The sequence below is a fragment of the Candidatus Pelagibacter sp. Uisw_113 genome, assembly GCF_047717815.1.
Taxonomy (GTDB): Bacteria; Pseudomonadota; Alphaproteobacteria; order Pelagibacterales; family Pelagibacteraceae; genus Pelagibacter.
Window position 1 is genome coordinate 386340 of the sequence record NZ_CP159809.1, and the last position, 12033, is coordinate 398372.

Below are 12033 nucleotides of genomic sequence, written 5' to 3' on the forward strand. Positions count from 1 at the left end.
AAACACTTAAAAAATAACAGGAATAGAATGATAGAAGGAAAAAAATGTTCAAATGTAGTTTTGAAAACAAGAAAAATTAGAAAATGGGTTGATGTAAGTACTGATGAAATATTCAAAGGTAAAAAGGTAATACTGTTTTCATTACCAGGTGCATTTACACCAGTATGTTCTGAAAAGCAGTTACCTGGATTTGAAGAAAATTATGATAAATTGTTAGGCTTAGGTATTAATGAGGTTTATTGCATTAGTGTTAATGACGGTTATGTAATGAATGCTTGGGCTGATCAACAAAAACTAAGAAAAGTTAAGGTATTACCAGACGGAAATGCTGATTTTACAAGGGCAATGGGCATGTTAGTTGACAAAAAGCATGTTGGTTTTGGTCAAAGAAGCTGGAGATATTGTACAATTATTAATGATGGTGTGGTTGAAAAATGGTGGCAAGAGGATGGCATGAATAACGATGGAAGTGATCCTGATCCTTATGATCAAACAACTCCTGAGAATTGCATAGAATATCTATCTAAAAAATAAAAGCTACAAACCTATAGTTAATAAGAAAATTTTAGGAATTAGCTCTATAATCTCTCTCTTAAATTGGTTTTAGAGTTGGTATTGACTTCCCTCGTTACCAAGGGAAGTTTCTTAAAAATAATTATTAAGGTAATGTAGATTATGGAATTTAGAAAAATAAATATCTGGTATGTGGCATCTCTACTTATTTCTTTGGTAGTGGCTGCCCCAATTCTAACTGTATTCAGCAGTTTTTTTGAAACCACTGGAGATTATAGTTTAATTTTAAAAAATACTTTTCTTTACGATTACATTTATAATTCCTTAGTACTTTTAATAGGTGTTTTATTTTTAACATTTATAATTGGTGTTGGATGTGCTTACTTAGTTTCATTTTATAATTTTCCAGGTGTAAATTTTTTTAAATGGTCTTTAATTTTATCTTTTGCTGTCCCAGCTTATATTTATGCGTATTCCTTAACTGCTTTCTTTGAAAATTATGGAACAGCTTTTTCAATTTTAAAAAATTTATTTGGAGAGGGGAATTATAATTCTCATATTCCTAAATTTGACGGAATGACTGGTGCTATAATTTCAATATCATTTTCATTATTTGGTTATGTTTATGTTTTAACCAGAACATCATTTCACCATCAGTCACAAAACTTAATAGAACTCGGAAAAAATCTTGGCTTTTCTAAAAAAAAATCTTTTTTTAAAATAATACTTCCTTCCGCAAGACCTGCTATCGTTGCTGGTCTGTCATTGGTTGCAATGGAAACTTTATCGGATTTCGGATCTGTATCTTTTTTTGGCATATCTACTTTTACTACAGGAATTTATAATGCTTGGATTTCTTTTGATGATCTTACTCTTGCTAACAGATTATCATTTTACCTATTAATTTTTATTCTTGGATTGTTTATTTTGGAAAATTTTTCAAGAAAAAAAGCCCAGTATCACACATCTTCTAAGGGTGGATTTAAATCTAAATCAGTTATCAATTTAAGTGGATATAAATCATTTTTAGCATTTTCTTTTTGCATGTTAGTTTTTTCTATAAGTTTTTTATTTCCTGTTCTACAAATGCTTTATTGGACAATTATTTTTCCAAAACATTTAGCTGATTTGGATTTAGTTAACTTATTTTCAAATACTATAATTTTAGTAATTTTATCTAGCTGTTTGTTAATTGCCTTAGCTTTTATTTCAAATTATGGGAATAGAGTTTCTAAAAGTAAATTTTTAGAAGCACTAACTACATTTTCAATATCAGGATATGCAATACCAGGGATTATTTTAGCGGTAGCATTCATTACCTTTATCTCATGGTTTGACAGCAGTATTCTAGGTCAATTTGAAATGAACAGTATAAAGCCAATTTTTATAGGCTCTATTTTTGGCCTAGTTTTGGTATATTTTATTAGATTTTATTCATTAGCAAGCAATGGAATTAAATCAGGATATTTAAAAATTAATTATTCCATTGATGAAGGTGCATATCTGCTTGGATATTCTAAATTCAAGACATTCAAAAACATACATGTCCCATATCTAAAAAACTCAATTTTATTGATAGGAATTTTATTAGCCATTGAAATCATTAAAGAGTTACCAATTACGCTAATTATGAGACCATTTAATTTTGAAACTTTTGCAACAAAGGCATATATCTATGCTTCTCAGGATTTATTAGAGGCCGCAGCAGCCCCATCATTATTTCTTATAATTATTGCAAGTTTCTTTATATTAATTACATCTAAATATATTCTTAAAGACTAAAATTATGACAAAAAATTTTCTAGAAATTGATAATGTAACATTTACCGCTAGCGCACAAAACAAAGTAAGCAATGTCTCATTAACTATTGAAAATCAGGGAGACATTATCTGTTTATTGGGTCCATCTGGAATTGGTAAAACTACAATACTTAGAACAATCGCTGGCCTGGAAAAAATTAATTCAGGAAAAATTAAATTAAAGAATAAATTACTTTCTTCTAAAGATGTTCATGTGGAACCTGAAAATAGAAACATATCAATGGCCTTTCAAGATAACTCACTTTTCCCTCATTATAATGTTTTAGAAAATATAAAATTTGGTGCAGAGAGAAATAAAAAGAAAAAAAAAGGTTTAAATATAAATGAAATAATTAAATTTCTTCATATTGATCATGTAGTTGATAAATTTCCACATCAAATAAGTTCTGGTGAAGCGCAAAGAGCCTCTTTAGCCAGATCTTTATTATCTAACCCAGACTTATTATTATTAGATGAACCTTTGTCAAATATTGATCAAAGTTTTAAAGAAGAAATTCAAGTTAAGTTAAAACAAATCCTAACTGAACAAAAAATAACAACTATCATTGTTACACATGACTCGTATGAAGCTTTTTACTTGGGTACAAAATGTGGAATAATTCTTGATGAACAATTAAAACAATTTGATGATCCATATAACGTTTACCATTTTCCAAATTCTGTAGAGGTGGTTAATTTTTTGAATAGAGGAATTTTAATTCCAGCAAAAGTTACTGGTGAAAACAGTTTAGAGAGTGTTGACTTAGGCACAATAACTGGTGATTTTATAAAACATTACCCAAAAGGATCTGAAGTTCAACTTTTATTACAACCAGAAGATCTGGAACATGATGATCAGAGCAATTTAAAATTAGAAGTTGTTGATAGAAAATTTAGGGGAACAAATTTTATCTATACTCTTAAAACTATGAGTAATAAATTAATACCTGTCTTTGTACACTCTCACCACATTCATCAACACCAAGTAGATGAAAAATTTGGCATCAAGAGACCAATTAATATTGATCATATAGTTTGTTTCTAATACAAAACTTAACTTAAAATGAATGATAGATTAAAAACCTTATCTAGAGGAATAATTGACGTAAGTCCTTTAATGATACCCGTGGTTCCATTTGGAATTATTTATGGTGTTATTGGAATGGAATTAGGTTTGGGTGAGTACATGACATTTGGAATGTCTATTATAATTTTTGGCGGAGCCTCTCAAATAGTTTTAGTTCAGTTATTTTCAGGCGGAGCTTCATCTTTAGTTGCAATAACTTCTGTCGGTGCGGTAAATTCTAGACACTTATTATATGGGGCAGTTTTTTCAGAATATTTATCTCATTTAAAATTAACGTGGAAAATAATTTTGTCTTACGTGTTAATTGATCAAGCATTCGCTGTCTCAAACACTTATTTTAAGAAGAATAAAGAAAATGAATTTAAACATTACCACTTATTAGGTGCTGGCTTTACCTGTTGGATAGTTTGGCAAATATCAACAGTGTTAGGTATAGTTCTAGGATCAGTTATACCTGAAGAGTTAGGTTTAAGTTTTACTATTTCTTTAACCTTTTTGGCCTTGTTAATTAATGATTTTAGAAAATTTAAAAATATTATTGTGATGCTGGTATCAGGTATTGTTGCAACTATTGGTTACAATACAATACCATTTCAAGCATACATTATTGTTGCGGCCATAGCTGCTTTACTAGTTGCTACATTATTAACATTGATAACTTTAAAGAAAAATTAATGCATTGGTCGACAATTATTTATTGTGGAATTATTACTTATCTAACAAGGTTTTCTATGATTTTTTTATTAAAAGAAGACATATTAAACGATAAGACAAAAAAAATACTTTCTTATGTACCTTCCGCTATTTTCCCAGCAATAATCTTTCCACCAATATTTCTAGATAGTACAGGCGCAATAGATATTGAAAATAATCCAAAAATATTAGCTGCTATATTTGCAATAATTATTGGTTATTTTAGTCGAAGTATTATTGCTACAATATTTGTAGGACTTATTTCTTATTGGTTTTTGATTTTTGTATATTACCAATAAAAAAACTTATAATTAAACCTCTCATGTTTCATAGATTTAAATTTAGCAACGATTTACTTGGCATATTTTATATGCTTTTATGTCAATTCTCATTTGCAACAAATGACGCTTTTGTAAAAGCTATTTACGAAAACTATGATGAGATATTTGTTTTAAACCAAATCATTTTTATTAGGGGTATTTTTACTTTACTTTTCATTTTATTATTTCTTTATATTAAGAAAGAACTTAATTTTAAATTAATCTTTACTTCAAATGAATTGAGAGTGAGAGGCATTTTAGAATCTTTAGCAGCTTTATTTTTTTTCATTGGTATTGCTCTATTACCCTTTGCAAATGTTTATATTTTATTAAGTATGGCACCAATTTTATTAACTGCATTTAGTGCAATATTTTTAAGAGAAAAAGTTAGATGGAGAAGATGGAGTGCGGTGTTATTGGGTTTTGTTGGTGTGGTGGTGGTAATTAATCCAGGAAAATTGGAGACTAGTTATTATTTTATCTTTCCTATAGTTGCAGCAATTATGCTTTCGATTAGAGATATGTATACAAAAAAATTTAAAAGAGATTATCCTAGTCTACAAATTGCATTTATGACCTGTTTTGTTGTTACAGCTCTTTTTGGCTTGTTAAATATTTATAAATTTTATGATTTTAGTTTAAAGGATATATCTATTTTATTTATTGCTGCTTTTTTTCTAGCCCTAGGCTACATTTTTTCAATAGCAACAATCAAAATTGCACTAGTTTCTGTCACATCAACATTTAGATACTCAGTTATTTTATGGGGAATATTATATGGATATTTTTTATTTGATGAGGTGCTATCAACTAATACTTATATAGGAGCTTTAATAATTGTTATTAGTGGATTAATTATTATTTCAAGACAAAAAAAGATTGGGGTTATAAAATAAAATCATATTCTTGTTAATCGAACTTTTAAGACATATGATTAAAACATGAAAAAAATATTAATTATAATTTTTGCATTATTTACAATTAAAGCTTTTGCGGTTGATAAAAGCACAACTTTTAATAATGAAATTTTTCAAAAAGCTCAACTTGAAGGAAAAACAGTTGTTATTAATTCTTGGAATGAAACTTGCTCAACATGCAAGGCACAGATAAAAATTCTAGATCAAGCTGAAAAAGAATTTAAAAATGTTCTTTTTTTAAGTTTTGAACAGACTAAAGATATCGACATAGCAAAACAATTAGGTATTGATTATTGGACTACTATTGTTGTTTATAAAAACAATAAAGAAGTACAGAGAAGTATTGGTCAAATGGATAAAGCTAAAATTTACGAATTAATAAAATCTTAATCTCAAATAATTAAGCCTTTTAATAATTACCTGATGATCCAATGAATGATATTTATTATATAAACTAAAATACCATAAAATAAGAACATGAGTATCTTATCTTTTCCTGTTTTTTCTTTCCAGTTTAATTTAAATAATACCGATGGAGAAGCTACTAATAGTATAATCCCAATTATAATTACCAGCAACGATAAGATTATAAATATATTCATAATTAAATTTATTTAATTAATTCTAAACCAGCTTGTTTCCAGTTTTTTAGGCCACCAATTAAATGTAAACATTTACTATATTGATAAGACTTTGATATTTGTACTGCTAGAGTGGATCTTTGACCAATAGCACAATAAAACAAAATCTTTTTATTCTGTAATTTAGTTTTATTTTTATTTAGGTAATCATTAATTTCTGGGAAAGATACTCTTGTACTATTTTTAATCTTTCCGATTTTATCTAGTTCATTTTGCTCTCTAAGATCTATTAAAGTTATATCTTTTTCTAATAAACAATTTTTAAACTCATCAGGTTCAATTCCGTTATTAACCTTTTGCTTATCAAGATCTATTCCAAGTTTTAAATTATTAGGAACTGCTACATCCATTAATTTTGGGTCAGGTAAATTAAGATTATTCATAATTTCTATATATTCATTAACTGACTTAACTTGCAGTCGTGGGTTAAATTTTTTTTCTTCTAAAATAGTGCTCACAGCATCTCCTTTATAATCATGAGCTGGATACACCAAGGTTTCATCTGGTAGTTTTAATAATTTATTAAATATAGAATTATATGAATCTTGTGGATCGCCATTTTGAAAATCAGTTCTTCCAGTTCCTCTAATTAATAGTGTATCACCGGTAAAAACCCTATCATTCATTAGGAAACTAAAACTTTCTGATGTATGACCAGGTGTGAATAAAGCTCTAAATTCTAGACCATCAATTTTGATTAATTCTTCATCTGAAACTTGCATAGACACAACATCTACTGGTGTTTTATCACCCATAATTGTTACGCAATTTGTTTGATCTCTTAGCTCTGCAATTCCTGAGATATGATCGGCATGAATGTGGGTATCTATTACTTTAACTAACTTTAAATTTAACTCTTTTAATAGCTGTATATATCTTTCAACATTTTCTAATACAGGATCAATAATTAAAGCCTCCCTGCCTTTAGCAGAAGCAATTAAATAAGTGTAGGTACTTGAACTCTTGTCAAATAATTGACGAAATAACATTTGAATACATTATCATTATATTGAGAATAGTAGAATCTATTTAATAGTACCAAATCTTAAATAAATTTTGTCTAAATAATAAAATAGAGATAATGCTCTTAACACCATGAACAAACACAGGGAAATCCATATTCCAGTATTGCCCATTATTTTTGTTAAATATAAAGATATTAATAAATAAGAAAATACTGAGAAAATCATCGCATTTCTAAGTTCTTTTGTTTGTGAAGCTCCAATAAATATTCCATCAAATTGATAACAAAATGATGAAATTAAGGGCATAAGTATTAGCCATAAAGCATAAGACGAACTTAGATTTCTAATACTTTCAATATCAGACATTAATGTAATGACGCACCTGTTAATAAAAAAATAAATTATTGAAATAATTAATCCAGTAAGTGTACTTAAAATAAAGGAGTTTTTAACAATCTTTTTAAATAAGCCTATATCTTTTTTACCCAAAGAATATCCAACCATACCTTCAGTTGAAAATGCGTAAGCATCAAGAATGAAAGCAGACAAAAAAACTAAGTTAATCAAGATGGCATTTGCCGCAATATAATCTTCACCAATTCGACTACCAAGATAAGTAAACCAAAAAAATGAAAAGGTTAACAATATAGTTCTAATAAATATGTTAAGATTAATATTAAAAATATTTTTAAGTTTATTAAGATCTATTAATTTATTAATGGTAATAATAATTTTAGACATTTTATTTAGATACCAAAATGTATAACCTAGAAATGTTGTCGATATTAAAAGTGCTGAGAATAAAGTCCCATAAGCAACCCCTTTAATATTTAAATTAAATTTTGAAACTAAAATAATACTTAAAATTATATTTAGAATTGAAAAAAGACCAACAGCTAAACTTGAGATTTTGGTCTTTTGTAATCCAACAAATAAACCAGTTATAATGTAAAGTGTTAACTCACCAGGTGCTGAATAAATTCTTATTTGGAAGTAATCCTGATAAAATTGCCTAGTAGTGTCTGATAAATTAAAAATATCCGCACTTAGATTGAATATATAATTTTGTAATAAAATTAAGATCAATGAAATTAGTAAAACAAAAACTAAATTTCGAACAACAATATTAAATACTTCTGTGTAATCTTCTTTACCATAAGCTTGTGAAACTAAACCAACAGTTCCCATTCTTAAAAAACCAAAGCTCCAAAAAATCATAGAAAATAAATTAGCAGCAACAGAAGTTGCTGATAAATATGATAAATTACCAAGATTACCCATTAAACCAGTATCAATAATGCCAACAAGTGGAATAGCCAAGTTTGCAAAAAAAATAGGAATAGATAATTTTAAAATGTATTTAATGGATGGGTTTTGCATTTAAGCAATAAACTTCAGTATAGCTTTAGCAGGATTTGTTTTTTTAATCCAATCTTGAGGAATACCTTTTAAACCTTTGTAAGCTGCAAAATAAGCACCTACAAAATTAGTACGCGAACAATTACATCCACCAGCTTTAATTGTTTTTATAACTGCAGCTTTAAAACTTTTAGAGGTGATGATTGCATGTATTGCACCATTAAAAGTACCTGGATAACTACATGCTTTACCAAATTTCTTTACAACAAAATTGTGAGGTTTTGACTTAATTCTTTTAACTTTTTTGATGTTTTCAATAACATCTTTAAAGTATTTGTTTTTTATATTTTTTCTTAAAAAACTATTAATTGGATCCTTGTCTCCTTTATCAGCTAAATCAATAATCTTAAGTTTTGCTAAAGCAAATTGCTCACTAATTTTGCCATTAGCAACAGTTCTTATAATTTGTTTGGTTTTCTGGTCAGAATTGTTTGAAAAATAAAAGGGTAGACTTGCACAATACCCATCTGACTCGTTAACTTTGGTTCCACCTGTAATAGTTTTTTTTAATTTAATATTTTTAATAGTTTCTAAAATATTTTGATGGATCCATGGACCTTTCATGGCTGTTTTCCATTTAATCTTTTTATATTTTTTTCTTAAAGATAGGTTTTTCCAATACCTTGAGCCTGGCCCAAAATTTTTGACAATATTTTTTTTAAAAAGTTTAATGACCTCCTTATGATTTGTTGTCTTAGCTAATGTTTTAAACATCACCTGACCTACATCGTTGTATCCAGAAACTTCACCAGTTTTAATAGAGTAGAATGGAGACCTATTTTGTTTAAAGAAAGCAATGTTTTTTTTTCCTTTGATATAAGAACTGAGTTTTTTTTTATCATATACCCAATGCAAAGGTCTTGCCGCTGCATCTGCAACTGTCGCTCCAAGAAATATGTGTAATTTATCAAACATGAATAACTAATACTTTATTTGAATAAAAGTTAAAATGTTTTAAATTAAATAATGTTAAGTATAAAAAATTGGGACAACAATACTTGGATTTCATCTAGAAAATATATTAAGTCGTTCAATAATTTTTTGGTAAAACAAAAAAAATTAACTAAACACTCAAAAATTTTAGATATTGGATGTGGTCGTGGTAAGATTATGGGTTCACTATCCTCTAAACACAAATTAGTAAATAAGCCTATTGGAATTGATATCGAAAATCATAAAGATTTTGACAAAAGAATTTCCTTTAAAAAAACAAATGCAATTAAATATCTTACGAATAACAAAAAGAAATTTGATTTAATATTGATCAAACAAACCATTCATTTTTTTAATTTAAGAGAAATTACGAAGATATTAAGAATTTCACATGAAAGTTTAGAAGCAGGAGGGGTCATTTTAATTTTAACTTTAGATACAAAAAACAATGAAATTCCTACATTTCCTTTAATGAAACAAAAACTTACCCAATCATTTAAAAGAGATAACCTTATTTGGAAAAAACTACTTCAACTTAATATTAAAAAAAATATCACTAAATTTAATTTTAAAGTGAATGTTAAAAAAAATGTATATTTAAAGATGATAAAGCAGCGTTATATATCTACTCTATTAAAATTTAGCTCACTTCAAATTTCTAATGGAATTAATGAGATTAATCTCAAATATAAAAAAAACATCTTATTTAATGATAAACTCAAATGTATAATATTTACAAAAGTCTAAAGAATTCTCTTTAAGATATTTTCTTTTAAAAAAAATTTATGAAATAGTACTGCTAAAATATGTAATGTAATTAATCCAATTAATGTATAATTAGCCAATACATGTATTGAGTAAAACTGCTCAGAAAGTTCATAATTATAAGTTAAATTAATTTTTTTAAAAAAAATATTTAAACTTTCACCATTAAATAATTTTTTTAAGATACCTGAAGATGTGACCGCTAACAAAGTCAAATATAATAATAGGTGATTTAATTTTGCTATAAGTTTTTGTCCTAGAAAAGCACTACCTTTAAAATCAAGTGCAGGTGATAATAGTTTAAAGGTAAATCTTATAAGAGTTACGTAAAATATAATTAATCCAAATACTATATGATAATTCTCTATATCAACTCTAGATTGATCAAAGTCCAAATCTACCAAATAAAAACCTAAAGGTATCTGAACTATTAATCCTGCGGCAGTTAACCAATGGAATAATTTATTTAATAATCCATATTTTGATTTATTATTTAATATAGACATATTTAAATTAAACATATTATGACAACAATTAAAAATACTTTATTTTTTATATTCATATTATTATTTAGTTTTAGTGTTTTTGCAGAACAAACTGTTGAAGAGATTATTAAAGAAAGAAAATCCATTTTTAGTAAAAATTACAAAACCGCCAAAAGAGTCCAAGGTCTTGCTTCTAATGGAGATATAGATGAAGCAAAAAAACTAATGATTGAAATGAGTGATAATTATAAAAGATTATTAGATCTTTTTCCTGAAAATTCAAAAGTAGGATTTAAAACAGAAGCTTTGCCTTCTATTTGGGAAAATAAAGATGAATTTAATCTATTAATGACAAAAGCTTCAAATAATATGATTGAGCTAACGTCCGTTATTGATAGTGCAGAAGATGTGAAAGCAACTCTTGGTAAATACATGTGGAGTAGCTGTAAGTCTTGTCACTCAAAATTTAGAGCTGAGCACTAAGTAAAATTTAAGTAGTAAACTCATTACTTGACACAGTCCGCAGGGAAATTACCCAAATACTTGATTGGACTAAAAATAAAAACTATTATAAAACAACGATAATTAAGTGGCGGGGTAGCTCAGTTGGTTAGAGTGTGGGACTCATAAGCCTGAGGTCAGTGGTTCAAGTCCACTTCCCACTACAATTTATATTTTTTAATAATATCAGGTATAAAATTATCAAAATTATTAGTTGGTTTAAATTTAAACTCTTTTTTAATTCTCGTTATGTCAATTTTTGGTTCATCAAATCTTTCTTTTTGATTGGAATAAATAATTTTACAATTTGTAACTTTTTTTATAGATGATGCGATTTTTTCAATAGTCAATCTTTTATCAGAAGCAACATTATAAAGTCTATATTTACTTTTATTCATTATCTTAATAATAATATCAATTACATTATTGATATTAACATAATTTTTTTTAGACTTTTTGTTTATGTAAATATTTATTTTTTTATTATTTTTTGAATTTCTAATTAGGCTTGGAAGTAAGTATATCTGCTTCCTGAAATTCAAGCCATATAAATTAGACAATCTAATTACTTTTATATTTTTGTTTTTTTGTGAAAGACAAAAATTCTCAGCCACAGCTTTAAGTGAGTTATAAAAATAGTTTTTTGAACTAGTGTTGATTTTAATAGCATCTTTTTCATTTGTATTTTTTGAATTTAGATAAAGTCTTGTGCTAGAAATATAGATAAAGTTTTTAAATTTATTGTTAATTATAATTTTAGATAACATCATTAGATTTGATTGAATTGCATTGATTGGATCATCCAATACATTATCGGAGCCGATGCAATAAATTATATTATTTAAATTTTTAGTAAATTTTATTTTGTTTCGCGAAGGTAAAAAAACATCATAATTTTTTTCCTTTAAAAATTTTACTATATTACTTCCTAAAAAACCTGTGTGACCAAAAACTGTGTACTTAATATTTTTTTTCATAAATTAATATACTTACA

The 12033-nt window shown here is 26.8% G+C and carries 14 protein-coding genes; 9 read left to right on the forward strand and 5 right to left on the reverse strand.

Annotated elements, in window-relative coordinates; all coding sequences use genetic code 11:
* Nucleotides 1-27: 27 nt before the first annotated feature.
* The 7 genes from ABXT39_RS02015 (at nucleotide 28) to ABXT39_RS02045 (ending at nucleotide 5720) form a co-directional block, all read left to right on the forward strand.
* Nucleotides 28-534 carry a peroxiredoxin gene (locus ABXT39_RS02015; RefSeq protein WP_415295614.1) on the forward strand — a complete coding sequence of 169 codons (507 nt, stop codon included), beginning with the start codon at nucleotides 28-30 and terminating at the stop codon, nucleotides 532-534.
* A gap of 141 nt (nucleotides 535-675) precedes the next feature.
* Nucleotides 676-2295 (forward strand): ABC transporter permease, encoded by a 1620-nt coding sequence (locus tag ABXT39_RS02020; protein WP_415295615.1) that lies wholly within the window; start codon nucleotides 676-678, stop codon nucleotides 2293-2295.
* A gap of 4 nt (nucleotides 2296-2299) precedes the next feature.
* Entirely contained in the window at nucleotides 2300-3358 is a 1059-nt protein-coding gene (locus ABXT39_RS02025) for an ABC transporter ATP-binding protein (protein ID WP_415295616.1), read from the forward strand.
* Nucleotides 3359-3376: 18 nt separating this feature from the next.
* Nucleotides 3377-4075, forward strand: a complete 699-nt coding sequence (locus ABXT39_RS02030; protein WP_415295617.1) for an AzlC family ABC transporter permease — start codon at nucleotides 3377-3379, stop codon at nucleotides 4073-4075.
* On the forward strand, nucleotides 4075-4392 hold the full coding sequence (locus ABXT39_RS02035; protein WP_415295618.1) for an AzlD domain-containing protein: 318 nt from the start codon (nucleotides 4075-4077) through the stop codon (nucleotides 4390-4392). Before ABXT39_RS02030 ends, ABXT39_RS02035 begins: the two co-directional genes overlap by 1 nt.
* Entirely contained in the window at nucleotides 4362-5309 is a 948-nt protein-coding gene (locus ABXT39_RS02040) for a DMT family transporter (RefSeq protein WP_415295619.1), read from the forward strand. Before ABXT39_RS02035 ends, ABXT39_RS02040 begins: the two co-directional genes overlap by 31 nt.
* 45 nt (nucleotides 5310-5354) lie before the next feature.
* Complete coding sequence (locus ABXT39_RS02045; protein WP_415295620.1) at nucleotides 5355-5720, forward strand: TlpA family protein disulfide reductase; 366 nt, start codon at nucleotides 5355-5357, stop codon at nucleotides 5718-5720.
* Between the two features lie 220 nt (nucleotides 5721-5940).
* On the opposite strand, the gene ABXT39_RS02050 is transcribed toward ABXT39_RS02045, so the two are convergent.
* Genes ABXT39_RS02050 through ABXT39_RS02060 form a run of 3 tightly spaced genes read right to left on the reverse strand, consistent with a single transcriptional unit; the run spans nucleotide 5941 to nucleotide 9270 of the window.
* Nucleotides 5941-6960 (reverse strand): MBL fold metallo-hydrolase, encoded by a 1020-nt coding sequence (locus ABXT39_RS02050; protein WP_415295621.1) that lies wholly within the window; start codon nucleotides 6958-6960, stop codon nucleotides 5941-5943.
* A 36-nt stretch (nucleotides 6961-6996) separates the two neighbouring features.
* Nucleotides 6997-8316 (reverse strand): MATE family efflux transporter, encoded by a 1320-nt coding sequence (locus ABXT39_RS02055; RefSeq protein WP_415295622.1) that lies wholly within the window; start codon nucleotides 8314-8316, stop codon nucleotides 6997-6999.
* Nucleotides 8317-9270: an ADP-ribosylglycohydrolase family protein gene (locus tag ABXT39_RS02060; protein WP_415295623.1), complete on the reverse strand. Its 954-nt coding sequence runs from the start codon at nucleotides 9268-9270 to the stop codon at nucleotides 8317-8319.
* A 51-nt stretch (nucleotides 9271-9321) separates the two neighbouring features.
* On the opposite strand from ABXT39_RS02060, the gene ABXT39_RS02065 reads away from it, so the two are divergent.
* The gene (locus tag ABXT39_RS02065) at nucleotides 9322-10035 is read left to right on the forward strand and encodes a class I SAM-dependent methyltransferase (protein WP_415295624.1); all 714 of its coding nucleotides are present in this window, start codon (nucleotides 9322-9324) and stop codon (nucleotides 10033-10035) included.
* Here ABXT39_RS02065 and ABXT39_RS02070 read toward each other — a convergent pair.
* Entirely contained in the window at nucleotides 10032-10559 is a 528-nt protein-coding gene (locus tag ABXT39_RS02070; protein ID WP_415295625.1) for a cytochrome b, read from the reverse strand. The genes ABXT39_RS02065 and ABXT39_RS02070 overlap by 4 nt on opposite strands.
* Nucleotides 10560-10577: 18 nt before the next feature.
* Between ABXT39_RS02070 and ABXT39_RS02075 the strand changes: the two genes are divergently transcribed.
* Nucleotides 10578-11021 (forward strand): cytochrome c, encoded by a 444-nt coding sequence (locus ABXT39_RS02075; protein WP_415295626.1) that lies wholly within the window; start codon nucleotides 10578-10580, stop codon nucleotides 11019-11021.
* Nucleotides 11022-11200: 179 nt separating this feature from the next.
* On the opposite strand, the gene ABXT39_RS02080 is transcribed toward ABXT39_RS02075, so the two are convergent.
* On the reverse strand, nucleotides 11201-12016 hold the full coding sequence (locus ABXT39_RS02080) for an NAD-dependent epimerase/dehydratase family protein (RefSeq protein ID WP_415295627.1): 816 nt from the start codon (nucleotides 12014-12016) through the stop codon (nucleotides 11201-11203).
* Nucleotides 12017-12033: the final 17 nt, after the last annotated feature.

Bases quoted from the DNA above. Each gene is read 5' to 3' on its own strand.
- ABXT39_RS02060 (WP_415295623.1), bottom strand. From the start codon at position 9,270: ATGTTTGATAAATTACACATATTTCTTGGAGCGACAGTTGCAGATGCA.
- ABXT39_RS02075 (WP_415295626.1), top strand. From the start codon at position 10,578: ATGACAACAATTAAAAATACTTTATTTTTTATATTCATATTATTATTT.
- ABXT39_RS02065 (WP_415295624.1), top strand. From the start codon at position 9,322: ATGTTAAGTATAAAAAATTGGGACAACAATACTTGGATTTCATCTAGA.
- ABXT39_RS02080 (WP_415295627.1), bottom strand. From the start codon at position 12,016: ATGAAAAAAAATATTAAGTACACAGTTTTTGGTCACACAGGTTTTTTA.
- ABXT39_RS02055 (WP_415295622.1), bottom strand. From the start codon at position 8,316: ATGCAAAACCCATCCATTAAATACATTTTAAAATTATCTATTCCTATT.
- ABXT39_RS02030 (WP_415295617.1), top strand. From the start codon at position 3,377: ATGAATGATAGATTAAAAACCTTATCTAGAGGAATAATTGACGTAAGT.
- ABXT39_RS02025 (WP_415295616.1), top strand. From the start codon at position 2,300: ATGACAAAAAATTTTCTAGAAATTGATAATGTAACATTTACCGCTAGC.
- ABXT39_RS02050 (WP_415295621.1), bottom strand. From the start codon at position 6,960: ATGTTATTTCGTCAATTATTTGACAAGAGTTCAAGTACCTACACTTAT.
- ABXT39_RS02035 (WP_415295618.1), top strand. From the start codon at position 4,075: ATGCATTGGTCGACAATTATTTATTGTGGAATTATTACTTATCTAACA.
- ABXT39_RS02045 (WP_415295620.1), top strand. From the start codon at position 5,355: ATGAAAAAAATATTAATTATAATTTTTGCATTATTTACAATTAAAGCT.
- ABXT39_RS02070 (WP_415295625.1), bottom strand. From the start codon at position 10,559: ATGTCTATATTAAATAATAAATCAAAATATGGATTATTAAATAAATTA.
- ABXT39_RS02015 (WP_415295614.1), top strand. From the start codon at position 28: ATGATAGAAGGAAAAAAATGTTCAAATGTAGTTTTGAAAACAAGAAAA.
- ABXT39_RS02020 (WP_415295615.1), top strand. From the start codon at position 676: ATGGAATTTAGAAAAATAAATATCTGGTATGTGGCATCTCTACTTATT.